Origin of the sequence: Sinimarinibacterium thermocellulolyticum, from assembly GCF_040327995.1 — a bacterium.
Classification (GTDB): Bacteria; Pseudomonadota; Gammaproteobacteria; order Nevskiales; family Nevskiaceae; genus Solimonas; species Solimonas thermocellulolyticum.
In genome coordinates this window covers 20,666-46,046 of record NZ_JBEPIJ010000017.1, presented here as the reverse complement: position 1 = coordinate 46,046, position 25,381 = coordinate 20,666, and the positions used below count along the sequence as shown (strand labels likewise).

23 protein-coding genes and 2 pseudogenes are annotated in these 25,381 nt (G+C 68.0%); 8 read left to right on the top strand and 17 right to left on the bottom strand.

Translation table 11 applies throughout. The annotated features are described in order from the left end of the window. Nucleotides 1-23: 23 nt before the first annotated feature. Both msrB and ABSH63_RS13155 read left to right on the top strand, forming a co-directional pair. On the top strand, nucleotides 24-422 hold the full coding sequence (gene msrB, locus ABSH63_RS13160) for a peptide-methionine (R)-S-oxide reductase MsrB (RefSeq protein WP_352890332.1): 399 nt from the start codon (nucleotides 24-26) through the stop codon (nucleotides 420-422). 79 nt (nucleotides 423-501) lie between these two features. Beyond that, on the top strand, nucleotides 502-849 hold the full coding sequence (locus tag ABSH63_RS13155) for a hypothetical protein (RefSeq protein WP_352890331.1): 348 nt from the start codon (nucleotides 502-504) through the stop codon (nucleotides 847-849). 15 nt (nucleotides 850-864) lie between these two features. Here ABSH63_RS13155 and ABSH63_RS13150 read toward each other — a convergent pair whose 3' ends face one another. Genes ABSH63_RS13150 through mobA form a run of 6 tightly spaced genes read right to left on the bottom strand, consistent with a single transcriptional unit; the run spans nucleotide 865 to nucleotide 5,317 of the window. Continuing rightward, nucleotides 865-2,064: a molybdopterin molybdotransferase MoeA gene (locus tag ABSH63_RS13150; protein ID WP_352890330.1), complete on the bottom strand. Its 1,200-nt coding sequence runs from the start codon at nucleotides 2,062-2,064 to the stop codon at nucleotides 865-867. A 10-nt stretch (nucleotides 2,065-2,074) separates the two neighbouring features. After that, nucleotides 2,075-3,001: a bifunctional molybdenum cofactor biosynthesis protein MoaC/MoaB gene (gene moaCB / locus ABSH63_RS13145; RefSeq protein WP_352890329.1), complete on the bottom strand. Its 927-nt coding sequence runs from the start codon at nucleotides 2,999-3,001 to the stop codon at nucleotides 2,075-2,077. Beyond that, entirely contained in the window at nucleotides 2,994-3,485 is a 492-nt protein-coding gene (locus ABSH63_RS13140; protein WP_352890328.1) for a molybdenum cofactor biosynthesis protein MoaE, read from the bottom strand. Before ABSH63_RS13140 ends, moaCB begins: the two co-directional genes overlap by 8 nt. A gap of 5 nt (nucleotides 3,486-3,490) precedes the next feature. Then, on the bottom strand, nucleotides 3,491-3,736 hold the full coding sequence (locus ABSH63_RS13135; protein ID WP_434223274.1) for a MoaD/ThiS family protein: 246 nt from the start codon (nucleotides 3,734-3,736) through the stop codon (nucleotides 3,491-3,493). 1 nt (nucleotide 3,737) lies between these two features. Beyond that, on the bottom strand, nucleotides 3,738-4,742 hold the full coding sequence (moaA, locus tag ABSH63_RS13130) for a GTP 3',8-cyclase MoaA (RefSeq protein ID WP_352890326.1): 1,005 nt from the start codon (nucleotides 4,740-4,742) through the stop codon (nucleotides 3,738-3,740). Next, entirely contained in the window at nucleotides 4,736-5,317 is a 582-nt protein-coding gene (mobA, locus tag ABSH63_RS13125; RefSeq protein ID WP_352890325.1) for a molybdenum cofactor guanylyltransferase MobA, read from the bottom strand. Before mobA ends, moaA begins: the two co-directional genes overlap by 7 nt. A gap of 102 nt (nucleotides 5,318-5,419) precedes the next feature. Between mobA and ABSH63_RS13120 the strand changes: the two genes are divergently transcribed. Continuing rightward, nucleotides 5,420-5,770 carry a winged helix-turn-helix domain-containing protein gene (locus ABSH63_RS13120; RefSeq protein ID WP_352890324.1) on the top strand — a complete coding sequence of 117 codons (351 nt, stop codon included), beginning with the start codon at nucleotides 5,420-5,422 and terminating at the stop codon, nucleotides 5,768-5,770. Nucleotides 5,771-5,845: 75 nt separating this feature from the next. Here ABSH63_RS13120 and ABSH63_RS13115 read toward each other — a convergent pair whose 3' ends face one another. The 11 genes and pseudogenes from ABSH63_RS13115 to ABSH63_RS13065 all read right to left on the bottom strand — a co-directional run bounded on the left by ABSH63_RS13115 (nucleotide 5,846) and on the right by ABSH63_RS13065 (nucleotide 21,523). Then, the gene (locus ABSH63_RS13115; protein ID WP_352890323.1) at nucleotides 5,846-8,536 is read right to left on the bottom strand and encodes a molybdopterin-dependent oxidoreductase; all 2,691 of its coding nucleotides are present in this window, start codon (nucleotides 8,534-8,536) and stop codon (nucleotides 5,846-5,848) included. Beyond that, nucleotides 8,533-9,753 (bottom strand): annotated as a pseudogene (locus ABSH63_RS13110) (NAD(P)/FAD-dependent oxidoreductase); the annotation flags it as partial. The pseudogene ABSH63_RS13110 and the gene ABSH63_RS13115, both read right to left, overlap by 4 nt. A gap of 278 nt (nucleotides 9,754-10,031) precedes the next feature. Next, nucleotides 10,032-10,382 carry a nitrite reductase small subunit NirD gene (gene nirD, locus ABSH63_RS13105; protein ID WP_352890321.1) on the bottom strand — a complete coding sequence of 117 codons (351 nt, stop codon included), beginning with the start codon at nucleotides 10,380-10,382 and terminating at the stop codon, nucleotides 10,032-10,034. 26 nt (nucleotides 10,383-10,408) lie between these two features. Continuing rightward, nucleotides 10,409-12,985: a nitrite reductase large subunit NirB gene (gene nirB, locus ABSH63_RS13100; RefSeq protein ID WP_352890320.1), complete on the bottom strand. Its 2,577-nt coding sequence runs from the start codon at nucleotides 12,983-12,985 to the stop codon at nucleotides 10,409-10,411. A 28-nt stretch (nucleotides 12,986-13,013) separates the two neighbouring features. Next, nucleotides 13,014-14,363 (bottom strand): MFS transporter, encoded by a 1,350-nt coding sequence (locus tag ABSH63_RS13095; RefSeq protein WP_352890319.1) that lies wholly within the window; start codon nucleotides 14,361-14,363, stop codon nucleotides 13,014-13,016. Nucleotides 14,364-14,561: 198 nt separating this feature from the next. Further along, nucleotides 14,562-16,391: an ABC transporter ATP-binding protein gene (locus ABSH63_RS13090; RefSeq protein ID WP_434223275.1), complete on the bottom strand. Its 1,830-nt coding sequence runs from the start codon at nucleotides 16,389-16,391 to the stop codon at nucleotides 14,562-14,564. Nucleotides 16,392-16,408: 17 nt separating this feature from the next. Beyond that, nucleotides 16,409-17,425: an ABC transporter permease gene (locus ABSH63_RS13085; RefSeq protein WP_352890317.1), complete on the bottom strand. Its 1,017-nt coding sequence runs from the start codon at nucleotides 17,423-17,425 to the stop codon at nucleotides 16,409-16,411. Between the two features lie 33 nt (nucleotides 17,426-17,458). Continuing rightward, a pseudogene (locus tag ABSH63_RS13080) lies at nucleotides 17,459-18,897 on the bottom strand (CmpA/NrtA family ABC transporter substrate-binding protein). Between the two features lie 285 nt (nucleotides 18,898-19,182). Continuing rightward, nucleotides 19,183-19,581, bottom strand: coding sequence for a globin family protein (locus ABSH63_RS13075; protein ID WP_352890316.1), 399 nt, complete (start codon nucleotides 19,579-19,581; stop codon nucleotides 19,183-19,185). Between the two features lie 164 nt (nucleotides 19,582-19,745). Next, nucleotides 19,746-20,945: a CmpA/NrtA family ABC transporter substrate-binding protein gene (locus ABSH63_RS13070; protein WP_352890315.1), complete on the bottom strand. Its 1,200-nt coding sequence runs from the start codon at nucleotides 20,943-20,945 to the stop codon at nucleotides 19,746-19,748. 17 nt (nucleotides 20,946-20,962) lie between these two features. Beyond that, nucleotides 20,963-21,523, bottom strand: a complete 561-nt coding sequence (locus tag ABSH63_RS13065) for an ANTAR domain-containing response regulator (protein ID WP_352890314.1) — start codon at nucleotides 21,521-21,523, stop codon at nucleotides 20,963-20,965. Between the two features lie 360 nt (nucleotides 21,524-21,883). Between ABSH63_RS13065 and ABSH63_RS13060 the strand changes: the two genes are divergently transcribed. From ABSH63_RS13060 to ABSH63_RS13040, 5 genes are all read left to right on the top strand, one after another. Then, nucleotides 21,884-23,080 carry a hypothetical protein gene (locus ABSH63_RS13060; RefSeq protein WP_352890313.1) on the top strand — a complete coding sequence of 399 codons (1,197 nt, stop codon included), beginning with the start codon at nucleotides 21,884-21,886 and terminating at the stop codon, nucleotides 23,078-23,080. 35 nt (nucleotides 23,081-23,115) lie between these two features. Continuing rightward, on the top strand, nucleotides 23,116-23,733 hold the full coding sequence (locus ABSH63_RS13055) for an ANTAR domain-containing response regulator (RefSeq protein ID WP_352890312.1): 618 nt from the start codon (nucleotides 23,116-23,118) through the stop codon (nucleotides 23,731-23,733). A gap of 320 nt (nucleotides 23,734-24,053) precedes the next feature. Further along, nucleotides 24,054-24,488: a hypothetical protein gene (locus ABSH63_RS13050; RefSeq protein ID WP_352890311.1), complete on the top strand. Its 435-nt coding sequence runs from the start codon at nucleotides 24,054-24,056 to the stop codon at nucleotides 24,486-24,488. Beyond that, nucleotides 24,472-25,098, top strand: coding sequence for a tetratricopeptide repeat protein (locus ABSH63_RS13045; RefSeq protein ID WP_352890310.1), 627 nt, complete (start codon nucleotides 24,472-24,474; stop codon nucleotides 25,096-25,098). The genes ABSH63_RS13050 and ABSH63_RS13045 overlap by 17 nt, the downstream gene beginning before the upstream one ends. Beyond that, the gene (locus ABSH63_RS13040) at nucleotides 25,095-25,379 is read left to right on the top strand and encodes a hypothetical protein (protein WP_352890309.1); all 285 of its coding nucleotides are present in this window, start codon (nucleotides 25,095-25,097) and stop codon (nucleotides 25,377-25,379) included. Before ABSH63_RS13045 ends, ABSH63_RS13040 begins: the two co-directional genes overlap by 4 nt. Nucleotides 25,380-25,381 lie beyond the last annotated feature (2 nt).

Genomic DNA, 25,381 nt, shown 5'->3' with positions numbered 1-25,381 from the left:
GGCCCACCGTCACGGAGATGCGCATGGAAAAGATCGTCAAGACCGACGCCGAGTGGCGTGCCCAGCTCACCGCGGAGCAATACCGCGTCACCCGCCAGGGTGGCACCGAATGCGCCTTCACCGGCGCGCTCTGGGACGATCATCGCGACGGCGTCTACCACTGCGTCTGCTGCGATCTGCCGCTGTTCGATTCGCGCACCAAGTTCGACTCGGGCACCGGCTGGCCGAGCTTTTTCGATCCCGCGCACCACGGTCACGTCGCCCGCCGCGAGGACCTGAGCCACGGCATGCGCCGCATCGAGGTACTGTGCGCGCGCTGCGATGCCCACCTCGGCCACGTGTTCCCGGACGGACCGCGGCCGACCGGGCTGCGCTACTGCATCAACTCGGCATCCCTGGTCTTGCGTCCACGCAGCGGCTGAACCTGGCGGCGCGCGTGAACTGCGCGCACACTCTCGGGTCCAAGCCAGCCCGGCCTGAGCGGGTGAGGAGCAAAGGCGCATGCTGAACCGATCCGCAGTCGTCGTCCGTTACCGACAGCCGTTCGTGGACTGGATCAATCGCTGCGATCCGACCGGCGATGGCGGCATGACCCTGCTCGAGGCCAACGAAGACCCGACGGTCTATCTCGTCGAAGCCGAAAGCCGTCAGGACTTCGAGCGCTGGCTGCGCCTGAACCACGAGCCAATCTTCGAGGCGTTGCTCGAAGACTGGTACACCGACGAAACCCTGTGGCCGGCGGACCGCAGCATCGAAACCCTCAAGCTGTGGTGCAGCTTCGAGTTCCACTCCACCGTATTCGATACCGGCGAGTCGCCGATCGAGGACGACGACGAGGACGAGGACTGATCGCGTCAACAGGCCCTAGTCGTACAGACTGAGCCAGCGCAGCGTGTCGACGCGTTCGGCTTCGTTCATGCCCGGTACGCGCACCAGCGCGTTCGCGCGCGCGAGGTTGCCGAGCATGTGCGAGGCCTGACCGGACAAGGTCTCAAGGCGCAACTGCCCCTGCGCATCGGCGCTGACGATCGCGCGCAGCCAGAAGGTCTTTTCCTGCTCACGATGGAGCCGAGCCGGCGCGATCGCGTGGCGCCAGCGTGCGCGCGGATCGCGGCCGAGCATGCGTTCGAGCGCATCGCGCACGTAGACCTGCAGGTTGACCAGCACCGAGGCCGGGTTGCCGGGCAGGCCGAACAGCAGGCTGGCGCCGCGTCGGGCGACATACAGCGGCATGCCGGGTTTTTGCGCGACCTTCCACAGCAGGCGCTCGGCGCCGAGTTTTTCGGCGACCGAGGGAATGAAATCGAAGTCGCCCACCGAAACGCCGCCGCTGCTGAGCACGAGATCGGCGCGTTCGAACGCGCTTGCGAGCGCGGTGCGCACGGCGTCTTCCCGATCGGCGACATAATCGATCGACGATGGGGGCACGCCCCACTGCGCGAGCTGCGCGCCGATCAGCGGGCCGTTGGCGTCCGGCACCTGGCCGAGCTTGAGCGGTGCGCCGTGCGGCACGACCTCATCGCCACTGATCAGCACGGCGATGCGCGGCTGACGCCGCACCTGAACCTGATGCGCGCCGGCGAGCGCCAGCGCCGCGAGCAGACCCGGCGTCACGCGCGCGCCGGCTGCGGCGACGACGCTCCCCTTGGCCAGCTCCTCGCCTTGGCGGCGCAGATCGGTACCGGGCGCCACCGCTTTGAGGATCGTCACCGCATCGGCCTTGCGCCGCGTCAGCTCCTGACGCACGACGGTGTCGGCGTCCAAGGGCAGCAGCCCGCCGGTGAAGATGCGCGCGGCGGTGCCGGGCGCGAGCCGCGCGCGCGCGGCCTGGGCGCTCGCCGCCACCGTGGTCGAAAGCGGCAGCGTCACCGGTACGCGCTGCACGTCGGCGTGACGCACGGCATAGCCATCGACCGCGCTCTGGTCGAACAGCGGCAGCGGATGTGCGGTGCGCGCCTTTGCTGCGAGCACGCGGCCGAGCGCATCGCGCGTGGCGATGGTCTCGGCGGGCAGTTCCGGCAGCGCGCCGGCGATGCGCGAGAGCGCCTCGTCAACGCCGATCATCGCACTGCGCTCACGTGTAGCCGCCGTCATGCGGCCGCGAGAAGCGGCAGACCTCGATCAGGTGCACCAGACCGGGCAGGATCGCCGCAAGCGTTTCCTCGGCGCCCTTGCGCGAACCCGGAAAGGTGCAGACCACGGTGCCGCCGGCGAGTCCGGCGATGCCGCGCGAGAGCATCGCGTACGGCGTGCGTGCCTGGCCGAAGCTGCGCGCCGCTTCCATCAGGCCCGGCAGCTCGGTGGTCAAGAACGGCTGCACCGTCTCGACGGTCTTGTCGCGCGGCCCGACGCCGGTACCGCCGACGGTGACGATCAGATCAGGCCGCTGCGCCAGCCATTCGCGCAGGCGCCGGTCGAGCTGCGCCGGTTCGTCGGGCAGGATCTCGTAGCCGGCGACGTCGAAGCCGGCGTTCGCCAGACCCTCCGCGACCGACTTGCCGGCCGTGTCCGGCTTCTTGCCGGCGGCCACGGTGTCGGACAGCACGATCACCGCGGCGCGCCCGGCCTTGGCCTTGCGGCCGAACTGGGTTTTGCCGCCCATTTTCTCGGCGAGGTGGATGCCGTCGATGCGCAGCGTCTGGGTATCGACGTGCGGCTTCATCATGTCGTAGACGCACAGCGCCGCGGCACTGACCGCGGTCAGCGCTTCCATCTCGACGCCGGTCGCGGCGATCGTGCGCACCGTCGCGCGAATCGCCAGCGCATCGTCCTCGAACGCGAAGTCGAGCTGCGCATCGAGCACCGGAATCGGATGGCAGTGCGGCAGTAAGGCAGGCGTCTGCTTGACCGCCATGATCCCGGCGATGCGGGCGCATTCGATCACGTCGCCCTTGTCGACGCGGCGCTCGCGCACCATCGCGACGCCGTCGGCGCCAACACGGATACGGCCGCCAGCGGTGGCGCTGCGCAGCGTCGTCGGCTTGAGCGTGATGTCACGCATGCTGGTGTCCGTGCCCGTGTTCGTGATGGGGGTGCGCACCGGTATCTTCGGCGTCTTCGGCGATACAGCAGCCGGTGACGAAGGCGCTGGTGCCGTCGGTATAGAACTCCTCCTTCCAGATCGGCACGCGGTGCTTGACCGCATCGACCAGCGCGCGCAGCGCGGCGAAGGCCTCGGCTCGGTGCGGCGCGCGCACGACGGCGAGGATCGCCGACTCGCCGATGCGCAGCGCGCCGATGCGATGCACGACGCGGCACACCGGCACGCCGTGCTGCCGCGCGATCTGCTGCTCGATGCCGCGGATCATTTTGTCGGCGAGCGCGGCGTGCGCGGTGTAGACCAGATGCGTGACCGGTCTTCCGTCGTGATGGTTGCGCACGGTGCCGGCAAAGATCGCAAGCGCGCCGCAATCGTCGCGCTCGGAGCCGACGAGCAGCGCGTCGAGCGATAGCGGAGTGTCCTGAATGCGGGGGAAGTCAGTCATCCGTTTCAGCCTCCAGCAACGGGAGGGAGCAGCGCCACGACATCACCGGACTTGAGCGGATGGGTCCGCCGCACGATCTCGTCGCCGAGCGCGACTGCGCATTGTTTCAGCAGCGCGGCGAACTCGTCGCCGCGTGATGCCAGCGCGGCCAGCGCATCGGCAACCGTCGCCGGCTCGTCGAGCTGCACGCTGAGCCATTCATCGCCGGCGAGCCGGCGCGCCGGACCGAAACACTGTACACGGACTTCCACCTCAACCTCCCATCACATGCATCGTGATCGGCCGTTCGACATAGCCCGGCCGCTCCGCGTAGCCCGCCTCCTTGTGCCAGACGTGCGCGCGCACGCGCGCCGCGATCGACTCGTCGTCGGCGCCGCCGCGCAGCAGGGCGCGCAGGTCGGGGCCATCGGCGGAAAACAGGCAGGAATAGAGCCGGCCGGTCGCCGACACGCGCACGCGGTCACAGCGCCGGCAGAACGGCTTGGACACGGTCGAGATCATGCCCAGCACGTGCTCGCCGTCGAGGCGATACTCGTGCGCCGGGGCATCGGTCGGCGGGCAGGACTCGATGCGGTAGTGCGGCGCGAGCCGGGCGAGGATCTCGTCCTCGCGCACGACACGCTCGGCGTTCCAGTAACCGCGGCCGTCGAGCGGCATGAACTCGATGAAGCGCAGCGGCAGACGCTCGGCGACGGCCCAGCGCACCAGCGGCAGCACCTCGTCCTCGTTGTGCCCGCGCAGGATCACGCTGTTGATCTTGACCGGCAGTCCGGCCGCGCGCGCGGCGTCGATGCCGCGCAGCACGGGGGCGAGCTCGCCGCCGGTCAGGCGTGTAAAGCCCGCGGGCGAGATCGCATCGAGACTGACGTTCACATCGTCGAGCCCGGCATCGCGCAGGCTCCGGGCGTGGCGATCGAGCCGCACGCCGTTACTGGTCATCGCGATGCGGGCGAGGCCGGCGCCGCGCAGCGCATCGATGCGCGCGACGATGTCGGCGATGCCGTCGCGCAGCAGCGGCTCGCCGCCAGTCAGACGGATCTCGTCGATGCCGAGGCGCTCGACGAACAGTCGCGCGAGTCGCGCCAGCTCGTCGGCACTGAGCAGCGTGTCGCGCGGCAGCCACTGCGGATGCTCGGGCATGCAGTAGACGCAGCGCAGGTTGCAGCGATCGGTCAGCGACAGGCGCAGCTTGCGCTTGCGCCGGCCGCGCGCGTCGGCAAGCGGCGCGAACGCAAGCTCAGGCGCCGACATCAGCATGTCAAAGCCTCCGGCGTGTTCAGATTTGCACAGCGCCAGTCGCAAAAGTGCACGGCGACCGCCCGCTGCGCATGCAAAAAGTCGCGCAGCGCGCGCCGCGACGACGCCGCGGCGCGTGCAAGCGCGCCGGCCAGCGAGGTGCGCAGCGCGCAAACGACGTATTGCGGACCATCGGCGTCGCAGGCGTAGGCGGCATCGACCCCAAAGCGCTCGGCGGCGAGAACCAGGCGCGCGACCAGATCGGTGGGCAGCGTGCGCGTATCGCAGGGCGCGCTGACGAGCCATTCGGTGGTGGCGGCCTGCGCCGCCGCGGCGAGCCCGGCGAGCGGCCCGGCGTAGTCCGGCTGCAGGTCGGCGACGACGTGGACACCGAACGCGGCATAGCGCGCCGTGTTGCGGTTGGCGCTCACGATCAAGCGCCCCACCTGTGGCCGCAGCGCATCGAGCGGTGCTTCGACCAGCGCCCGGCCGCCGATCTCGATCAGGCCCTTGTCGACGCCGCCCATGCGCAGCCCGCGGCCGCCGGCGAGGACGACGCCGGTGACGCGGCTGCGGGGATCGGCTGTGGTGTTCATGGGCCGTCAAAGATACCAGCGTTGTGCATTGAGATATATAACGCTTGCCGGCGCAGGCTCGCTGTGGAACGCTGCGGGCCAGCTCCCACGGACCGTCCACCGATGCCGCGTCGACCGCTCAGCGTCCGCTCGCAGTTCTGGTTCATGGCCGGCGATGAAGCCCTCGCCGGCCCCGGCCGCATCGAGCTGCTGCGCCTGATCCACGAAACCGGGTCGATCCGCCAGGCCGCGCTGCAGATGGGCATGAGCTACCGCGCGGCCTGGGATGCGGTCGATGCGATGAACAAGCGTGCCGGCGCCGCCGTGGTCACGCGCCTGACCGGCGGTCGCAGCGGCGGCGGCGCGCGGCTCACCGAGTACGGCCAGCGCCTGATCCGCGCCTACGCGCGGCTCGAAGCCGACCACGCGAAGCACCTGACGCGGATGAGCGCGAAGCTGGCGAAGTTGTTATAGGCGGGCCGCGCCCGCCGGGCACTAGCGACGCTCTGTGGACGGCGGTCATGGACCGCCCTACATCGGTGCCACCGCTCAGGCCGGTTCGAGCGCGGACGCGGCGATCAGCGCCTTGAGTTCGGGAATGCACGAGCCGCAGTTGGTGCCGCAGCGCAGCCTGCGGCCGAGGGCTTCGGTGTTGGTGCAGCCCTGCGTGCGGATCGCGTCGAGGATGGTGTTGCGGCCGACCCCGAAGCAGGAGCAGACGGTGGGGCCGGTGTCGGCACCGCGATCCAGCGGTTCGCCGACCAAAAGGCCGATGCGGTCGAGCTCTTCGAGCCGATCCTTCGCGAATAGGCCCGACAGCCAGGCGCGGGACGGCAGGTCCGGACGTGGCGAAACGAACACGCAGGCCTCGATGCGCTCGTCGACGACCCAGGCGGCGCGATACTGGCCGGCGCTGCGGTCCTCGTACTCGATCCAGTCGGCACCGGTGTCGCGAACACCCAGAACGCGGCATGCCGCTTCCGGCCAGTCTGCGATGCGTTGGCGGCCGGCGAACTCGTAACGCAGAAAGCACCTGCCGGTGATGCGCGTCCACCAGGTGATTTGCGTCATCGGCAGCGGCCTGCGGCTGAGTGCAAAACCGTGCCAGAGCACGGGGAACTCCTCCACGCGCACCGGTGTGTGCTTGAACTCCGGCTCGCCGGACACCGGATCGACCACCGGGTTGACCAGCGCGCCGACGCGTGCGTCGGAGGCGTACTGCGCGTTCCAGTGGATCGGCACAAAGACGCTGCGGCGCGGCAGCTCGCCGCTGGTGCGCACGCGCGCGACCAGGCTGCCCCAGCGCGTCGCGACGCGCGCAAGCCCGCCTTCGCGCACGCCGCACGAGAGGGCGTCCTGCGGATGCAGGTCGACGTAGGGTTCGGCGATGTGCGACGCCAGCCGCGGCGACAGGCCGGTGCGCGTCATCGTGTGCCAGTGGTCGCGCACGCGGCCGGTGTTGAGCACCAGCGGATAGTCGTCGTCACGCGCGTGCACCGGCAGGCGCGGCGGCGTCGGCACGAAACGCGCCTTGCGATCCGGCGTGTAGAAACGGCCGTCGGAGAAGACATGAGCCGTGGGCCGTGAGCGGTCAGGCGGCACCGGCCAGCGCACCGGCGCGAGGGCATCGTAGTCGGCGGCGCTCATCCCGATCAGACCCGCAAGATTCAGGTAGCGCGGGGCCAGTGCCTCGGTGTTGCCGAAAGCGGTCAGGCGCGCGTGCTCGTCGAAGATCTCGTGCGGCGCGGCGTAACCGAACGCATCGGCGTAGCCCCAGCGCTTGCCGATTTCGGCGAGCGCCCACCAGTCGGGCCTGGCTTCGCCGGGTGCGGGCAGGAAGGCGCGCTGGCGCGAGATGCGGCGCTCGGAGTTGGTGACGGTGCCGTCCTTCTCGCCCCAGGCCAGCGCCGGCAGCAGCACGTGTGCGTAGGCCGTGGTGTCGGTGTTTTCCATCACGTCCGACACGATCACCAGCTCGCATTTGCCGAGCGCGCGCTTGACCTTGTCGGCATCGGGTAGCGAGACGACCGGATTGGTCGCCATGATCCACACGGCTTTCACGCGGCTGGCGTCGATCGCATCGAACAGGTCCACGGCCTTGAGGCCCGGCTTGTGCGCGATCGACGGACTGCGCCAGAACGTCTGCACCAGTTCGCGATGCTGCGCGTTCTCAAGATCCAGGTGCGCCGCGAGCATGTTCGCAAGGCCACCGACTTCACGCCCGCCCATCGCATTGGGCTGGCCGGTGAGCGAGAACGGCCCGGTGCCAGGCTTGCCGATGCGCCCGGTCAGTAGGTGGCAGTTGATGATGCTGTTGACCTTGTCGGTGCCGGCGGACGACTGGTTGACGCCCATCGAAAATGCGGTGATGACCTTCTCGGTGCGCGCGAACAGGCGATAGAACTCGGCGAGCGCCGACTCGTCGAGCCCGCAGGCCTTGGCCGCCGCGCGCACGCTGCCGGCGGTGTTGTCGGCGACCGCCAATGCGCGATCGAAACCGCAGGTATGCGCGTCGACGAAGGCGGTGTCGACGACGCCGTGCTGATGCAGGAACGACAGCAGACCGTTGAACAGCCAGACATCGGTGCCGGCGCGCAGCGGCAGGTGCAGGTCGGCGGCGTCGGTGGTCGCCGTGCGCCGCGGATCGATGACCACGACCTTCATCTGCGGCCGCCGTTCCTTCGCCCTGACGATGCGCTGGTACAGGATCGGGTGGCACCACGCGGTGTTGGAACCGACGAGCACGACCAGGTCGGCCTGTTCGAGGTCCTCGTAGGACACCGGCACGATGTCCTCGCCGAAGGCGCGCTTGTGCCCGGCCACCGCCGAGGACATGCACAGACGGGAATTGGTGTCGATGTTCGCGGTGCCGACGTAGCCCTTCACCAGCTTGTTGGCGACGTAGTAATCCTCGGTCAGCAACTGCCCGGACACATACCACGCGACTGCGTCGGGGCCGTGCGTGTCGATGATGCGGCGCAGCGCGCCGGCCACGTGATCGAGCGCGGCGTCCCAGCGCACGCGCCGCAACGCCCCCGCGGCATCACGTATCGCCGGATACAGCAGCCGACCCTCCGGCACCAGCGTCTCGCCGAGTGCCGCGCCCTTGATGCAGAGGCGGCCGCCATTGCTCGGATGCCGCGCATCGCCCTCGACCGCGACGCCGTCCGCGGTCACGCGCACCGCGACCCCGCAGCCGGTGCCGCAGTACGGGCAGGTGGTCTCGACGGCCTTGCTCATCGCGCCAAAGCCTCGCAGAAGGCGCGGCCGAACACCAGGCGGTCGCGAAAGCGCGACACGTCCGTGCGCCGCTCGATCAGATCGAAATACCAAGAGCCGTCGCCGACGTCGCCGTAGAGCACCGCGCCGACGAGGTGGCGGTCCTTGAGCACCAGACGCTTGTAGCTGCCGCGGCGCGGATCGCGGAACACCAGATCCTCGGTGCCTTCGCCACCGACGAAATCGCCGGCCGAGAACAGATCGATGCCGCTGACTTTGAGCTTGGTCGAGGTCGCGGCCTGGACGTAGCGGCGATGGCCGTGGCCGGCGAGATGCGTGGCGCACACGCGCGCCTGTTCCCAGATCGGCGCGACCAGCCCGAAGGTGACCTGGCGATGCTGCACGCACTCGCCGACGGCATAGATGCGCGGATCGGACAGCGTCTGCAAGGTATCGTCGACGACGATCGCGCGGTCGCAGTACAGGCCGGCCTGCCGCGCCAGTTCGACGTTCGGGCGGATGCCGACCGCCATCACGACGAGATCGGCCGCGAGCTCGCGGCCATCCTTGAGCCGAACGCTGCTGACGCGCTGCGCGCCGAGAATGCGCTCGGTGTGGGCCTCGAGCAGGATGCGGATGCCGCGCTTCTCCAGGGCCTCGCGCAGCAGCGCTGCCGCCGGCGGGTCGAGCTGGCGCTCCATCAGGCGGTCCATCACGTGCACCACGGTCACGTCCATGCCCTGACGCTTGAGCCCGTTCGCCGCTTCGAGCCCGAGCAGGCCGCCGCCGATGACGACCGCCTTGCGGTGGCTGCGCGCCGCCGCGAGCATGGTCTCGACGTCCTGGATGTCGCGGAAGGCGATCACGCCCGGCAGCTCGGCGCCTGGCACCGGGATGATGAAGGGCTTGGAACCGGTGGCGAGCAGCAGCCGGTCATAACCGAGTTCGCGGCCCGCGGCCGAGCGCACCCGGCGCCTGTGGCGGTCGATCGCGACGACCGGATCACCCGCATGCAAACGGATGCCGTGCGCTGCATACCACTCGCGCGTGTGCAGGATGATGTCCTCCACGGTCTTTTCACCGGCGAGCAGCGGCGAGAGCAGGATGCGGTTGTAATTGACCTGCGGCTCGGCGCCGAACACGGTGATGTCGTACAGACTGGCGTCGAGCTTGAGCAGCTCCTCGACCGTGCGCATGCCCGCCATGCCGTTGCCGACGACGACGAGCCTCGGCTTGGCGCGCCGTCTGTGTGCACTACCGGCATCGCGTTCAGACTGCGGGCATGGCGGCCCGGCCCGGCCATCCATGGCCGGGCGTTCGCCTTGATCCGGCTCACCCATGCCGTTGCCGACGACCAAGCGTGGCCTGCGCTTTGTGGCGTCCTTGCGATCCGCAGGCGAAGCAATCCGGTCGGCGCCTCGATCACCGGATTCCGCCGCGCTTGGCTCGCAGCATGCGGCCTTGGTCGCCTGCGGCTCGTCGCATTGACGGCAGTTTTGAACCGCGACCATGGCCTTCAGGCTGAAACCTGCACGCGACCGTCGACCAGGCGCACGCGCCAGGTGCGCAGCCGAACCTGCGCATCCTCGAGGCACTCGCCGGTGGCCAGATCGAAGTGCTGCTTGTAGATCGGCGAGGCGACGACGCGCCGCTCCCCGAGATTGCCGACCAGCCCGCGCGAGAGCACGTTCGCGCCGGAGAAGGGGTCATGGTTGTCGAGCGCATACAGATGCTCGCGGTCACCGTCGCGCATACGGAACACCGCCACCTGGCGGCCCTGGATCAGCGCGCACACGCCGGTGTCGGGCCAGATGTCCGTAAGCGCGCAGACGTCGATCCAGCAATCCTTCTGTGTTGCGCCGTCCATCGTCGATCCATCCATCGTGCTGCACCTCATGCGGTCTCGGCGACGACGGCGATGCCCTTGAAGCGCGCCTTCTCCTCGCGCGTCGCCGGCCGGATCTGCGCGCGCTCCTCGACGAAGACAACGCCGTCATCGCTCGCGTCGCTGTTGACGAAGCTGCGAAAGCGCTTGAGCGTTTCCGGATCCTCGATCGCCTTCTTCCACTCGCAAGCGTAGGTGTCGACCACCTGGGCCATCTCCGCTTCGAGCTCGGCGCCGATGCCGAGCTTGTCGTGGACGATCACGTCCTTGAGGTAGTCGAGCCCACCTTCGAGGTTGTCGCGCCAGGTGCTGGTCCGCTGCAAGCGGTCCGCGGTGCGGATGTAGAACATCAGGAAGCGGTCGATGTAGCGGATCAGGGTCTGGTCGTCGAGGTCGCCGGCGAGCAGCTCCGCGTGCCGCGGCTTCATGCCGCCGTTGCCGCAGACGTAGAGATTCCAGCCCTTCTCGGTGGCGATGACACCCACGTCCTTACTTTGTGCCTCGGCGCACTCGCGCGTACAGCCGGAAACGGCGAACTTGAGTTTGTGCGGGGCACGCAGCCCCTTGTAACGGTGTTCGATGGCCAGCGCCATGCCCACCGAGTCCTGCACGCCATAGCGGCACCAGGTACTGCCGACACAGGACTTCACCGTGCGCACGGCCTTGCCATAGGCGTGACCGGATTCGAAACCGGCGTCGACCAGCTCCTTCCAGATCGCGGGCAACTGATCGACGCGTGCGCCGAACAGGTCGATGCGCTGGCCGCCGGTGATCTTGGTGTACAGCTTGTACTTCTTCGCGACCTCGCCGATCTTGATCAGCTTGTCCGGCGTGATCTCGCCGCCGGCGATGCGCGGCACGATCGAGTAGGTGCCGTCCTTCTGGATGTTGGCGAGGAAGTAGTCGTTGGAATCCTGCAGCGGCGCCTTGTCCTTCGTCAGCACGAACTCGTTCCAGCAGGACGCGAAGATGCTCGCCGCCGCCGGCTTGCAGACGTCGCAGCCCAGGCCTTGGCCGTGCCGCGCGATCAGCTCGTCGAAGGTCTTGATGCGGCCGACGCGCACCAGGTGGTACAGCTCCTGACGCGAGTACGCGAAGTGCTCGCAGAGGTGGTTGTTGACCGACAGGCCCTGCTTCTTCATCTCGGCCTTCATGATCTGCGTGGTCAGTGGCACGCAGCCGCCGCAGCTCGTGCCGGCACGGGTCGCCGACTTGACGGCGCCGATGCTGGTCGCGCCCGCGCGCACCGCGGCGCAGATCGCGGCCTTGGAGACGTTGTTGCACGAGCAGATCTGCGCGGCATCGGGCAGCGCATCCGCGCCCAGGCTCGGCTTGGCTGTGCCGTCGCTCGCCGGCAGGATCAGGAACTCCGGCCGTTCCGGCAGTTCGATGCCGCTGCGCATCATCTGCAGCAGCGTGCCGTACTCGGTGGCCTCGCCCACCAGAACCGCACCCAAGAGGCGCTTGCCGTCGGCGGAGATCACCAGCTTCTTGTAGACCTGTTTGCGCTCGTCGCTGTACAGGCACACGCGCGCGCCCGGGGTGTCGCCATGGGCGTCGCCGATGCTCGCCACTTCCACGCCCATGAGCTTGAGTTTGGTGCTCATGTCGGCGCCGAGGAATTCGGGCGCCGCTTCGGCGGCACCCGTGTGCGACCCCAGGCGTGAGGCGCAAGACACCAGATGCGCGGCGCAGACGCGAGCCATTTCGTAGCCCGGCGCGACCAAGCCGTAGATCCTGCCGTTCCACAGCGCGCATTCGCCGATCGCGTAGATGTCGTCGTCCAGCGTGCGGCAGTGATTGTCGATGACGATGCCGCCGCGCGGACCGACGCCCAGTCCACAGGCACGGGCGAGTTCGTCGCGCGGACGGATGCCGGCCGAGAACACGATCATGTCGGTTTCCAGCTCGGAACCATCCGCAAACTTCATCTTGTGGCGCGCGCCGTCGCCATCGACGATCTCGATCGTGTTCTTCTGCGTGTGCACGGTCACGCCGAGCGCTTCGATCTTGCTGCGCAGCAGGCGCGCGCCGCCGTCGTCCACCTGCAGCGCCATCAGCCGCGGCGCGAACTCGACGACATGCGTGGCGAGGCCCATGTCCTTGAGCGCCTTTGCCGCTTCGAGCCCGAGCAGACCGCCGCCGATGACGACGCCGACCCTGGAACGCTTGCCCGCATCGAGCATGGCTTGCAGGTCTTCGATCGTGCGGTAGACGAAACAGTCCGGACGGTCCTTTCCCGGCACCGGCGGCACGAAGGGATACGAGCCGGTCGCGATCACCAGCTTGTCGTAGTGCAGGGTATCGCCGCTGGCGGTGGTGACTGTCTTGCGGCTGCGGTCGATGGCGCTCGCCGCCGTGTTCAGGTGCAGCCTCAATCGCGGGCGCTCGAAGAAGCCGGGTGCAACCAGCGACAGATCGTCGGCGGTCTTGCCGGAGAAGAACGCGGACAACTGCACGCGGTCGTAGGCCGGGCGCGGCTCCTCGCAGAGCACGGTGATGTCGAGTCCGGGCAGATCCTTGGCGGTCAGCTCTTCGAGGAGGCGATGGCCGACCATGCCGTTGCCGATGACGACGAGTTTCATACCTACTTCTCTTTCGATCAGACGCCGCCTACGCGGCGGCCGCGCGCTCGCCGAGCGCCTGCTGGTACAGCGCTTCTTCGCTCGCCTTTTGCTCGGCGGTGAAGCGCACCGCGATCGCACACAGCGAAGCCACGGTGACGAACACGCCGAGCATGAACAGGCATTCCTGCATGCTCGCCGCGCCCTTCATCAGGAAACCGGCGGCGACCGCGCCGACATTGCCGCCGGCGCCGATGATGCCGGCGACGCCGCCGAGCGCATTGCGATCGACGAAGGGCACCAGGGCGTAGGTCGCGCCGCAGGCCATGTGCGTGAACAGGCCGAAGGCGATCATCGCGACGATCGCAAACGCCGCCGTGCCGGCCTTGGCGAACCACAGCAGTCCGAGCCCTTCGCCGAGGATCAGGGCGAACAACAGCAGGCCGCGGCCGTCTAGACCGAAGCGCCGGGCGACGCGGTCGGAGACATAGCCGCCGAGCGCGCGCGCGAACAGTGCCAGCAGGCCGAAGCTGCCCGCGGCCAGGCCCGCCGCCTTGAGCGAGAGATCGAAGCGTTCGACGTAGTAGCTCGCGGCGATGTTGTGGATGAAGATCTCGACGCCGAAGCAGGCGCCATAGGTGACGAACAGCAGCCACACGCGGTAATTGCCGCACGCGCGCTTGAAGCTGTCCCAGCCGGCCTTCTTGCCGGTTTCCGGAAGAAGTCCGGTCGCACGCAGTGCGCTGTAGTTGCCTGCGGGGCAGTCCTGCGTGTAGCGCCAGTACAGCCACGCGCAGACCAGCATCAGGATGCCCGGCGTCAGCAGCGCGATGCGCCAGCCCATCGCCTGCTCGACGCCGAGCCAGATCACGGCGGCGAGCACGAGCGGCATCAGGGTCTGCGTCGCGCCGCCGCCGGCATTGCCCCAGCCGGCCGTAGTGGCATTGGCAGTACCGACGACATTGGGCGCGAACATCACCGAGGTGTGGTACTGGGTGATGACGAAGCTCGCGCCGATCGCGCCGATCGCCAGGCGAAAGAACAAAAAGCTCTCGTAGCTCTGCGCCGCGGCGACGCCGAACACCGGCAGCGCGCCGACCAGCAAAAGCCCGGTGTAGGCCTTGCGCGGACCATAGCGGTCGCACAGCGGGCCGATGATCAGGCGCGCGAAGATCGTCACCGCGACGGCGGCGATGTTGATGTTGGCGATCTGGTCCTTGGTCAACCCGAACTCGCCCTTGATCACCGGCATCAGCGGTGCGCAGGCGAACCAGGCGAAGAAACAGACGAAGAACGCGAGCCAAGCGAGGTGGAAGGCGCGCATCTGCGGCGTCGCCAGACTGAATAGCCGGATCGACGTGGCTTTGCTGTGAGGCTGGATGTTCGGTTGGTGGGCCATGCTGTTTTTGCCGGGCAAAAAAGACGCCCATGCACCGGTCCTGCCGACCGAGTCATGGACGCCGTTGTCCTTCTGTGCCGTCAGGCGCGCCGTATCGTTCCGCTGACCGCCGTTGGCCGCGACCGCCGCGCTGACGGGACTGTCACCGCAAACTCCGTGCCAGCCGCAGCGGCGGTGCCGGCCGCCGCGATCGAGCGTTCATCGAGGCTCACGCACCGATCTGAACGGCTTTGGTGCACCTGCCCGGTGCGCCGCACCATCGCGGACGGCGGCCGATGAGTGCGTATCGCAGTCGGCGAGAAAGCCGAGCAGCTCCTCGCGCAGTCGGTAGTAGTCCGGATGTTCGAGCAGGGCCTTGCGCGTGCGCGGACGGGGCAGGTCGATATCGAGCAAGCGCCCCACCTTTGCGCGCGGGCCGTTGGTCATCATCACCACGCGGTCGGCGAGCAGGATCGCCTCGTCGACGTCATGGGTGACGACCATCGCCGTGAGCTTGGTCCGTGCCCAGACCTCCATGAGCACTTCCTGCAGATCCCAGCGGGTCAGCGAATCGAGCATGCCGAAGGGTTCGTCGAGCAGCAGCAGCTTGGGTTGCAGCGCGAACGCGCGGGCGATGCCGACGCGCTGTTTCATGCCGTTGGACAGTTCCGAGGCGCGCTTGTGCAGGGCCTCGCCCAGACCGACGCGGCCCAGATAGTGCTCGGCGATCTCGCGCCGCTCCGCCGGGGTGATGTGCGGGAACACCTGGTTGACGCCGAGCATCACGTTGTCGAGCGCCGACAGCCACGGCACCAGACTCGGTGCCTGGAAGACGATGCCGCGATCCGGCCCGGCGCCGTCGATCTCGCTGCCGTCGAGCACGATCACGCCTTCGCTGATGTCGTTGAGGCCGGCCATCATCGACAGCACCGTCGACTTGCCGCAGCCGGAGTGGCCGATGATCGAGATGAACTCGCCCTGGCGGATCTTGAGGTCGAAGCCGTCGACGACCTTGGACGGGCCCCTGCGCGTCGGGTAGATCTTCGAGACCTGCGAGAACTCGACGTAGCGCTCCGGCTGCACCGGCGCCTTCTTGCGCAGGGACTTTGCTGCCGCCGGGTGCTCGTCGCTGGTGGTCGGCACCTGTGCGCGCAGCGGCACGACCTTGTCGGACTGCGCGCCTGCGGACTCGGCCCCGGCGGCGATCAGATACTGCGTGACCTGCTTGCGCAGTTGCACGAAGCTCGCGTCGTGATTCATCGCGCGACGGTCGCGGGGGCGCGGCAGATCGACGGCGAACTCCGGTCCGAGCGTCGCGCCGCTGCCGTCGACGCCCGGTTTGAGCGGAATGATGCGGTCGGCCATGAAGATGGCCTCGTCGACATCGTTGGTGATCAGCACGCAGGTCTTCTTTTCTCGGTCCCAGATCCGCACGATCTCGTCCTGCAGCTTGGCACGCGTCAGTGCGTCGAGCGCCGACAGCGGTTCGTCGAGCAGCAGCACATCCGGATTCGCCGCTAGCGCGCGGGCCACCGAGGTACGCTGGCGCATGCCGCCGGACAGCTCGGCCGGACGCTTGTGCAGCGCCGATGTCAGGCCGACCATGTCCACGTATTGCTCGACCCGCGCGGCGCGTTCGGCCTTCGGCAGGTGGCCGAACACCTGGTCGACCGCCAGCGCGACGTTCTCGCGCACCGTCATCCACGGCATCAGCGAGTAGTTCTGGAACACCACGCCGCGATCCGGCCCCGGCCCGGTGACCGGTTTGCCGCGCACGATGACCTCGCCGCCATCGGCCTGGATCAACCCGGCGATCAACGAGATCAGCGTGGTCTTACCGGTGCCGGAGAAGCCGACGATGGCGACGAACTCGCCTTCGGCGATCGACAGATTGATGTCGCGCAGAACCGTCGTGCGCTGTGCGCCGCTGCCGTAGCCCTTGCTGACGCCGCGCAACGCCAGACACGCACTTGCTGCAGGCGCGGGCGGGGCTGCGATCGTCTGCGGCGCCGCATCGGCAGCCGCGTCTGATGCCACTCCTGCGGCCATCTTCATCGCCGCGCCCCTCATTGCACCGGCTCGCCGAAGCTCACCAGGCTTTGCAGCGTCGCCATGATGCGGTCGAGCACGAAGCCGATGAAGCCGATCGTGAACACCGCGACCATGATGCGCGCGAGCGACTGGCTCGATCCGTTCTGGAATTCATCCCAGACGAACTTTCCCAGCCCCGGGTTCTGCGCCAGCATCTCCGAGGCGATCAGCACCATCCAGCCCACACCGAGCGACAGGCGCAGGCCGGTGAAGATCAGCTTGAGTGAGGACGGCAGCACGATCTTGCGCACCTTGGCGAACCAGGAGAGCTGCAGCACCTTGGCCACATTGATCAGGTCCTTGTCGACCGAGGCGACGCCCACCGCGGTATTGATCAGCGTTGGCCACAGCGAGCACAGCGTCACCGTGATCGCCGAAATCAGTAAGGATTTCTCGAACATTGGATCGTCGGAGACATAGACAGCCGACATCACCAGGGTGACGACCGGCAGCCACGCCAGCGGCGACACCGGCTTGAACAACTGGATGATGGGATTGAGTGCGTTCTGCACCGTCGGCGACAGGCCGCAGACGATGCCCAGTGGCACGGCCACAACCGTCGCCAGCAGAAAGCCGAGGAACACCGTCAGCAGGCTGGTGCCGATCTGGTCGAGATAGGTCGGCTTGCCGGTCCACGGCCGGATCGTGACCTCGGCATCCGGATCGTCGGCGAGAATCTCTGCGTTGCGCTGCATCTGCCGCTGGTAGAAGGCCGCGGACTTTTCACGCTCTCGGCGATGTTCATCGAGCAATTGTCCGGCGGCGTCGAACACCGCGCCTGGTCCTGGCAAGGCGCCGAGGCTGGTCTGCACGCTCTGTGCGAGCGCGCTCCACAGCATCAGGAAGATGCCGAAGGCCAGCAACGGAATGCCGATCATGCGCAGGATCTCGCGCAACTGTTCGCGCGGGTCTTCGCCGGCCGCAAGCCGCACCAGCGGCACAAACCAGGTCAGGCCGGACTTCTTGAGGATATTGGCAGTCTGATCGAGCATCACACACTCCCGTGACGTCTTAGGGCGTCGCTGTCAGGGCAGCGTTTCATGGCCTTTGAGGCCAATCTCGAAAGCGTCGAGATAGGCGTTGGGCTTGCGCCCGTCGTACTCGACGCCGTCGATGAACTCGGCCGTCGCCGGCTTGAAGCCGGTTTCGGTGGCGAAATCGGGGAAGTCCGTCGCCTTGAACGTGCCGTCGGCGATCAGCGCTTTCGCCGCCTCGGCGTAGAGATCCGGGCGATAGACCTTCTTCGCGGTCTCGACGTACCACTCGTCCGGCTTGCCTTCGGCGATCTGGCCCCAGCGGCGCATCTGTGTCAGGTACCAGATCGCGTCCGAGTAGTACGGATACGTCGCGTGGTAGCGGAAGAACACGTTGAAGTCCGGCACCTCGCGCTCGTCACCCTTCTCGTACTCGAAGGTGCCGGTCATCGAGTTGGCGATGACCGCGGCATCGGCGCCGACGTAGGCCGGCCGCGACAGGATCTCGACCGCCTCCAAGCGATTGGCGTTGTCGTTCTCGTCGAGCCAGTACGCGGCGCGGATCAGCGCCTTGGTCAGCGCCTTGGTCGTGTCCGGATATTTCTCGGCAAAGTCCTCGCGGATGCCGAAGACCTTTTCCGGGTTGTTCCGCCAGATCTCGTAGTCGGTGATCACCGGCACGCCGATGCCCTTGAATACGGCCTGCTGGTTCCACGGGTCGCCGACGCAGTAGCCGTAGATGGTTCCGGCCTCGAGCGTTGCCGGCATCTGCGGCGGCGGCGTCACGCTAAGCAGCACGTCGGCCTGGATCTGGCCGATGAATTCTCCCTTGTGTGGTGCGTAGTAACCGGGCGCAGGCCGCCGGCGGCGAGCCAGTAGCGCAGCTCGTAGTTGTGCGTGGACACCGGGAAGACCATACCCATGTTGAAGGGCTTGCCTTCGGCCTTGTACTTCTTCACCACCGGCGCGAGCGCTGCCGCGCTGATCGGATGCACCGGCTTGCCGTCTTCCATCGGGATGTTCTTCTTCATCTCCTCCCAGATCGCGTTGGAGACGGTGATGCCGTTGCCGTTCAAGTCCATCGAGAACGGCGTGATGATGGCGGCCTCGGTGCCGAAGCCGATCGTCGCGGCGAGCGGCTGGCCGGCGAGCATGTGCGCGCCGTCGAGTTCGCCCGAGATCACGCGATCGAGCAGCACCTTCCAGTTGGCCTGCGCCTCGAGCGTGACGTACAGCCCCTCGTCCTCGAAGTAGTCCTTCTCGTAGGCGATCGCCAGCGGCGCCATGTCGGTGAGCTTGATGAAGCCGAACTTCAGCTCCGCCTTTTCCAGCTTGGCACTGGGTGCCGTTGCAGCAGCGGCCGCTGCCGTCGGCGCCGGCGCTTCTGCCGGCTTGCGATCGCCGCAGGCGCCGAGCGCACCCGCCAGCAACAGCGGCGACAGCAGCCGCGGCCATGACCCCGTGCTCCCGAATCGCTCGTTGACGTTCATCGCGTCCTCGTCGTTTCCCGCAGGCAAAAAAATGCGCCCATGCTGCGATCGATCGATCGCGTCATGGACGCCGTTGTCCTTCCCGGCTGCCGGATGCCGAAGGTGATGTCGCACCTGCGCCGGAACAACGCTGTCCCGAGCATCCGCAGTGTTGGACACATCAAAGGCAAGCACCGTGCCATGCACCTTGCCGCCGCATCGGCGCGGCCTGCGGCGCGGCGCGCACCGCGAACTGGCGCGTGGCGCGCACTGTCGCGGCGCACGCGCACACCGCGGGTGCACGTCTCAGCGCGCGTGCATCAGCGAGACGATGATGGCGTAGGCCTCGGTCCACGCGCGGCGCGCGTCCGCGGTGAACGCCTCGCCGAGTCCCTGCTCCAGCGTCCACAGCAGACTCACGGCGACGGTGCTGTAGTCGTTCTCCGACGCGCCGTAGCGAATGTGGCGCTGGCCCAGATCGCGCAGCGCCGGGCCGAGCACCTGCGGATGGTCGAGTCCGCGCACGGCGGCATCGAGCATCGCAATGAGTTTTTCGCCCTGACGTTCGAGATCGGTCTTGAACAGCGGCTGCAGCCGCGGTTCGAGCTCGAACAACTTGTTGTAGAACAGCTCGGCGACCGCCGTACGCATCGGCAGGATGGCCTTCCAGGTACTGCGCACCAGCGCGATCTGCTCGGCATTCATGCCCGACCCCCATGCGCCGCACGGGCGGCGCACCAAAAGAAAAAGACAAACTCCCTGGTTCGGGGAGATGGGCTTCGTTATCCCGGTACGCCAGACCAGCTTTGGCCGGCGCACGTCTTAGCTATGGGGCATGAAGCATGTCGTGTGCCAACCGGCAGGCTCGCTCAGATCGCTTCCACCGGCACGCCGTCAGTGCCGTAGACGGCGCCGTCGAAGAACGCATCCGGTCCCATCGTCAGAAGGCCATCCGGCACGCGCAGCGCCCAGATGCCGGCGTGCTCGCCCTCCGACTTGTAATCGGTCTGCGGACAGCTCACGCCGACCATCGCCGCCGCCTCGCGGCAGATCTGCGGCCGATAGACCTGAGCGGCGATCTCGGCGGCATCGACCTCGCTGCCGATCTGGCCCCAGCGGCGCATCTGCTCGACGAACCACATCGCGTGCGAGAGCCACGGCAGGTTCGCGGCGTGACGGTGGAATACCAGGCCGGTGCCGAAGAAGCTGTCGCCGGCCGACGGCACTTCGAGCGCGTTGCGAATGGTCGCCGGCGGTGCATCGACTGCACCGCTGTCGATCAGGATCTGCGCGCCTTCGGGCCGGTTGCCCGGCACGTCGAGCCAGCGGCAGGCATCGATCAGCGCCGCAATCAGCGCGCGGTGCGTGCGCGGGTACGTATCGGCCCAGGCGCGGGTCACCCCGAGCACCTTCTCCGGCGCGTTGTTCCAGATCTGGAACGTGTTAACCACGCGGTAGCCGACGCCCGCGGCCTCTGCGGCGGCCCCCCACGGCGCGCCGACGCAGCAGCCGTCGATGCGGCCGTCGCTCAGGTGCTGCACCATCAGCGGCGGCGGGATCACCTCCAGGCGTACGTCGCGGTCGGGATCGATGCCGCTAGCCGAGAGCCAGTAGCGCAGCACGTAGTGGTGCGTGGAGAACGGAAACACGTGGGCGAACGCACGCTGGCGGCGACCGATGATGCGGTCGCGCAGCAGCAAGCCCTTGAGTGCGCGGCCGGCGCCGACCGGCTCGCGCTCGCGCAGCATCAGCTCGCGGTAGATCGTCTCCGACACGGCAATCGAATTGCCGTTGAGATTGAGCGTCAAGCCAGTGACCATCGGCACGCCGATGCCGTCGATGCCCAGCGTCGCGGCAAGCGGCATCGGTGCGAGCATCTGCGCGCCGTCGAGCAGACCGGTCGCGACCTTGTCGCGGATGTTCGCCCACGAGGCTTCGACGCTGACCTGCACTTCTAGCCCCTGCTTGGCAAAGAAGCCCTTGTCGCGTGCGACGATCAGCGGCGCCGCGTCGACCAGCGGAATCACGCCGAGCTTGAGCTCGTCCTTCTCCAGATTGTTCCCGCGCATGATTGTCGTGCCTTTCTTTATAGAAGCTCGGTTGCGGCCAGCAGCGAGCGCGCCGCATCGCCGATTCTCAGATTCCGGTCCATCGCCATCTTGCGCAACTGCTCGTAGGCTTGTGCTTCGGTGATCTTGCGTCGCTGCATCAGCATGCCCTTGGCGCGATCGACGTCGCGTCGGTCGGCCAGGCGGGTCTTGGTTTCCTCGAGCTCGCGGCGCAGCGCCTGGTGCTCGTCAAAACGCGCGATCGCGACCTCGATCACCGACTTGATGCGCGATTCCGGCATGCCGTCGACGACGTAGGCGGACACGCCGGCGCGCACCGCGCGGCGCGCCGTCTCGGCGTCGCCGTGCTTGGCGAACAGCACGATCGGTCGCGGGCGGTCGCGCGCGATCTGACCGAGTGACTCGAGCGTGTCGCGGCTGGGAGCATCGACGTCGATCAGGACGACGTCCGGCTGGTGATCTGCCACTGCGGTCAAGAGATCGTCCGAGGTCATTAACTGTGCGACGACCACGTTGCCGGCATCGATCAGGGCCTGTCGCAGGCGCACCACCCGGTGGTGGTCGTCGTCGACGAGCATGACTCGCATAGGCGTCAACGCGTGGTGGGGAAGAGGTCCACCATGTGCAGAGCAAAATGCATGCCCACGCGCAAGAATGCGGGCGGCGATGGCACAGCCGTTGCATTCCCCCCCTGTCGGCAGGCTGCACAGGCGCGCGCGCAGGCGCGCAGCTCCGCTGCCGGAGCGCAGCCAAGCCGGTCATGACAGGGCCCTCACGGTCCCGGACAAAAACCCGGACAACGGCGTCCGCTCGATCGCAACACGGTCGGCGACGCGTTTTCGTGCGTGCACGAAAAATGTGCCGCGCGCGCTTTCCGTGTGCGAAGGCGGTGCCGATGACGCACCGAATTGCAATCGCAACATTGGAGAGCGTGTCTGATGAACAGGAATGACAAGCGGGGCATGTGCAAGCGGGGCGTCGTCGGGATGGCGATGATGGGCGCGTGCGTCGCGGTGCCGGCTGCGGCATCGACGCCGGTCGTATCGGCAACGCCGGTCCTCGATCTGCGGCTGCGTTATGAAGAAGTGCAACAGGACAGTGCGTCGCGCGACGCCACTGCGCTGACGCTGCGCACGCGACTGGGCTATGCGAGCGCGAGCTGGAACGGCCTGTCGGCATTCGCCGACTTCGAGCACATCGCCGACTGGGTCGACGACTATGCGCCGGAGCGCGCCGGCTATCCTGTCGTCGCCGATCCGGCCGGCAGCGAGCTCAACCAGGCGGCACTGCGCTATGCGGGCGTGCCCGGCGTGACCGCGACGGTCGGACGCAGCCGCCTGGTGCTCGACAACGCGCGCTGGGTCGGCAATGTCGGCTGGCGCCAGAACGAACAGACCTTCGACGGCGTGTTCCTAGACCTCACCTCGATCAAGAACCTGCGCGCGCAGCTCGCGTGGATCACGCGCGTCAACACCATCGTCGGCACCAACCAGGAACTGGACGCACCGCTGCTCAATCTGGCGTGGTCGCCGTCGACCGCGCTGTGTGCGAGCGCCTACGCCTATCTGCTCGACTACGACGACGCCGCGACGCCGGACCTCGACACCCACGGCCTGCGCCTGAGCGGCAAGCTGCCGGTACATGCCCGCGTCAGCCTGCGCTACGCCGCGGAGTACGCGCAGCAGCAGGCCGAAACCACGGCGGCGGACTTCGACACCGACTACGCGCTGGCCGAACTGGGCGCCGTGTTCGGCGCCTTCGCCGTCACCCTCGCGCACGAGCGTCTGGGCAGCGACGACGGCGCGTTCGCGCTGCAGACGCCGCTGGGCACGCGCCACGCCTTCCAGGGCTGGGCCGACGTGTTCCTGCAGACGCCGGCCACCGGTGTGCGCGACACCTGGCTGGGTGTCGACGGCAGCCTGCGCCAGTTCAAGCTGAGCCTGCGCTATCACGAGCTGCTGGCGGATCAGGGCGGCGCCGACTACGGCAACGAGATCGACCTGTCGGCGACGCTGCCGTTGTACGCGGGTCCGTACGGGGGGCTTTCGGCCACGGCCAAGTTCGCGCGCTACAGCGCCGACGACTTCGGCGCCGATACCGACAAGCTGTGGCTGCAGCTCGACTATCGGCTGTAGGCGTCGCGGTATCCGCCACGCGCTACGATATGCCCATGACACCCGAGCCGGTGAAACCGCGCAAACCCGCCAAGCCGCGCACCCGCGTGATGCTGGTCGACGACGACCGCGGGCGGCTCGTGCGTGTGCAGCAGGCATTGGCCGACGCAGGCCACGAGGTCGTGGCCTGCGTGGGCGCTCGCGAAGACCTGTTGCTGGCGATCGTGCTTCACGCGGTCGATGTCGTGCTGATCGACACCGAAGCGCCGAGCCGCGACACGCTCGAATCGCTGAGCCGCGTCAGCCGCGAACAGCCGCGGCCGATCGTGCTGTTCTGCGACGATGGCGACACCGACACCATCCGTCGCGCGATCCGCGCCGGCGTTTCGGCCTACGTCGTCGACGGTCTGGTCGAATCGCGCCTCAAGTCGCTGATCGAAGTCGCGATCGCGCAGTTCGAGGCGCACCAGCAGTTGCGCCGCGAGGTCGACGAGGCGCGCGCGCGACTCAACGACCGCGACGACATCGATCGCGCCAAGGCGGTGCTGATGCGCCGTGCGCACCTGAGCGAGGACCAGGCCTACGAGCGCCTGCGCCGCATGGCGATGAACCGCAAGCTCAGGCTCGCCGACGTCGCCCGCGCCCTGCTCACGGTGAACGCCGAAGGTGTCTGATCGCGCGTCGTCGTGCGCCGCCTCGGTGCAGACCGGCATGCACCAGCCTGGACTCGCTGCGCCAGCTTGGATCGGGACGGCGGCACCGGCACGGCGGCAGGCGGGAGCCGGTCGTCGCCCGATATATAGGGAGCAGCACGCGGCGATCACCCGACCCGGGAACAACTGGCACGGCGCTTGCTGCTTCTAGATCACGACTCGGGGTCAAGCGTGCCTCGGGACACAAACGGTCGGGTAAAGATGCCCGACTCATGGGATGTCGACGTCCACACATTGGCCAAAGAGCCAGTCTGTGGGCGTTTTTTTTGCGGCTCGGACGCATGGCCGCGCGCGAGGCGACGCGCATTGCCCTGAGCCTGCCGATCGAGCGCAGCCTGCCGCGCCGCGTCGAGGCCACGCGCGCGGCGCTGGATGCACTGACCGCGGCGGCGGACTACGGCTTTGCCGAGATCACCACCGCGGCAACCTACGAGATCGCCGTGATGTACCGCGAACTGGGCGGCGCACTGCTGCGCGCGCCGCGTCCGCGTGGACTCGACGCGCTGGAACAGGAGCAGTACGCGCTGCTGCTCGAAGAGCAGGCGTTTCCGTTCGAGGAAAGCGCGATCAAGGCCTTCGAGGCGAATCTCGCGCGCCTCGACCAAGGCATCTGGAACGAATCGGTGCAGCGCAGCGCCGCCGCGCTGACCGAGATGGTGCCGGCGCGCTATGGCAAACACGAACGTCGGGACTTGCGCTATGCCTCACCGGGCTGAGCTGGTTCTGCTGATCGCGCTGGGCAGCGTGCTCGCCGGCTGCAGCACGCAGCCGCTGCGCAGTGGACCGATTCTACCCAGCATGACCGCGCCGGCACCCAGCATGCCGTCTGCGGAGGACGCGGCCGCAGCCTTCAAGGCCGCGCTCGAACTGATGAAAACGCAGCGCTTCGACGAGGCCGAAGCGGCGTTCCGCGCGCTCGCCGAGGCCCATCCGTCGCTGTCCGGCGCGCTGACCAATCTCTGCATCCTGCGCGCGCAAGCACGCGATCGCGACGCCGCGCTGCACAGCTTCTCGCGCGCGGTCGACGCCAATCCGGACAACGCCGTCGCGCTCAACTGGCTCGGTGTGCTATATCGCGAAAGCGGCGACTACCTGCGCGCCGAGCAGGCCTACCGGCGCGCGCTAGCGGCGCAGCCGCAGTACGCGTCGGCGCAGCTCAATCTCGGCATCCTCTACGACGTCTATCTGCAGCGTCCGCACGACGCGGTGCTCGCGTATCGCGGCTACCGCGACGCCGGCGGCGCAGACCTGATCGTCGAGGCCTGGATTCGCGAACTCGAAGCGCGCCACGGCACGCGCACCGCGCACAGCGGAGCGGCGCCGTGAGGTGGTGCGTCGCCTTCGGACTGGTGCTGTTGCCGGCATGGGCGGCGGCGGCGCCCGATACCGCCGAGCCGGCGGGCACGACCATCGTCGGCGAGCGCGAGGCGGCGGTCGGCCTGCATCTCGCACCGTGGCAGGACGAGGCGGCGTTCGACCTTGACCGCCCGCCCGGCCTGCACGATGTGCCGCTTCAGGCGCTCGACCCGCGGCGTTTCGAACTGCAGGCGGACTACGACGAGGCGATCCGCGACTACCGCCGCGAGCGCCTGTACCGCAGCCGCTGAGT

Coding starts and splice junctions, on each gene's coding strand:
- ABSH63_RS13050 (WP_352890311.1), top strand. CDS start 24,054: ATGGCCGCGCGCGAGGCGACGCGCATTGCCCTGAGCCTGCCGATCGAG.
- ABSH63_RS13055 (WP_352890312.1), top strand. CDS start 23,116: ATGACACCCGAGCCGGTGAAACCGCGCAAACCCGCCAAGCCGCGCACC.
- ABSH63_RS13060 (WP_352890313.1), top strand. CDS start 21,884: ATGAACAGGAATGACAAGCGGGGCATGTGCAAGCGGGGCGTCGTCGGG.
- nirB (WP_352890320.1), bottom strand. CDS start 12,985: ATGAAACTCGTCGTCATCGGCAACGGCATGGTCGGCCATCGCCTCCTC.
- mobA (WP_352890325.1), bottom strand. CDS start 5,317: ATGAACACCACAGCCGATCCCCGCAGCCGCGTCACCGGCGTCGTCCTC.
- ABSH63_RS13045 (WP_352890310.1), top strand. CDS start 24,472: ATGCCTCACCGGGCTGAGCTGGTTCTGCTGATCGCGCTGGGCAGCGTG.
- moaA (WP_352890326.1), bottom strand. CDS start 4,742: ATGCTGATGTCGGCGCCTGAGCTTGCGTTCGCGCCGCTTGCCGACGCG.
- ABSH63_RS13085 (WP_352890317.1), bottom strand. CDS start 17,425: ATGCTCGATCAGACTGCCAATATCCTCAAGAAGTCCGGCCTGACCTGG.
- ABSH63_RS13090 (WP_434223275.1), bottom strand. CDS start 16,391: ATGGCCGCAGGAGTGGCATCAGACGCGGCTGCCGATGCGGCGCCGCAG.
- ABSH63_RS13115 (WP_352890323.1), bottom strand. CDS start 8,536: ATGAGCAAGGCCGTCGAGACCACCTGCCCGTACTGCGGCACCGGCTGC.
- ABSH63_RS13075 (WP_352890316.1), bottom strand. CDS start 19,581: ATGAATGCCGAGCAGATCGCGCTGGTGCGCAGTACCTGGAAGGCCATC.
- ABSH63_RS13095 (WP_352890319.1), bottom strand. CDS start 14,363: ATGGCCCACCAACCGAACATCCAGCCTCACAGCAAAGCCACGTCGATC.
- ABSH63_RS13120 (WP_352890324.1), top strand. CDS start 5,420: ATGCCGCGTCGACCGCTCAGCGTCCGCTCGCAGTTCTGGTTCATGGCC.
- ABSH63_RS13155 (WP_352890331.1), top strand. CDS start 502: ATGCTGAACCGATCCGCAGTCGTCGTCCGTTACCGACAGCCGTTCGTG.
- ABSH63_RS13070 (WP_352890315.1), bottom strand. CDS start 20,945: ATGCGCGGGAACAATCTGGAGAAGGACGAGCTCAAGCTCGGCGTGATT.
- ABSH63_RS13140 (WP_352890328.1), bottom strand. CDS start 3,485: ATGACTGACTTCCCCCGCATTCAGGACACTCCGCTATCGCTCGACGCG.
- ABSH63_RS13065 (WP_352890314.1), bottom strand. CDS start 21,523: ATGCTCGTCGACGACGACCACCACCGGGTGGTGCGCCTGCGACAGGCC.
- ABSH63_RS13150 (WP_352890330.1), bottom strand. CDS start 2,064: ATGATCGGCGTTGACGAGGCGCTCTCGCGCATCGCCGGCGCGCTGCCG.
- nirD (WP_352890321.1), bottom strand. CDS start 10,382: ATGGACGGCGCAACACAGAAGGATTGCTGGATCGACGTCTGCGCGCTT.
- moaCB (WP_352890329.1), bottom strand. CDS start 3,001: ATGCGTGACATCACGCTCAAGCCGACGACGCTGCGCAGCGCCACCGCT.
- msrB (WP_352890332.1), top strand. CDS start 24: ATGGAAAAGATCGTCAAGACCGACGCCGAGTGGCGTGCCCAGCTCACC.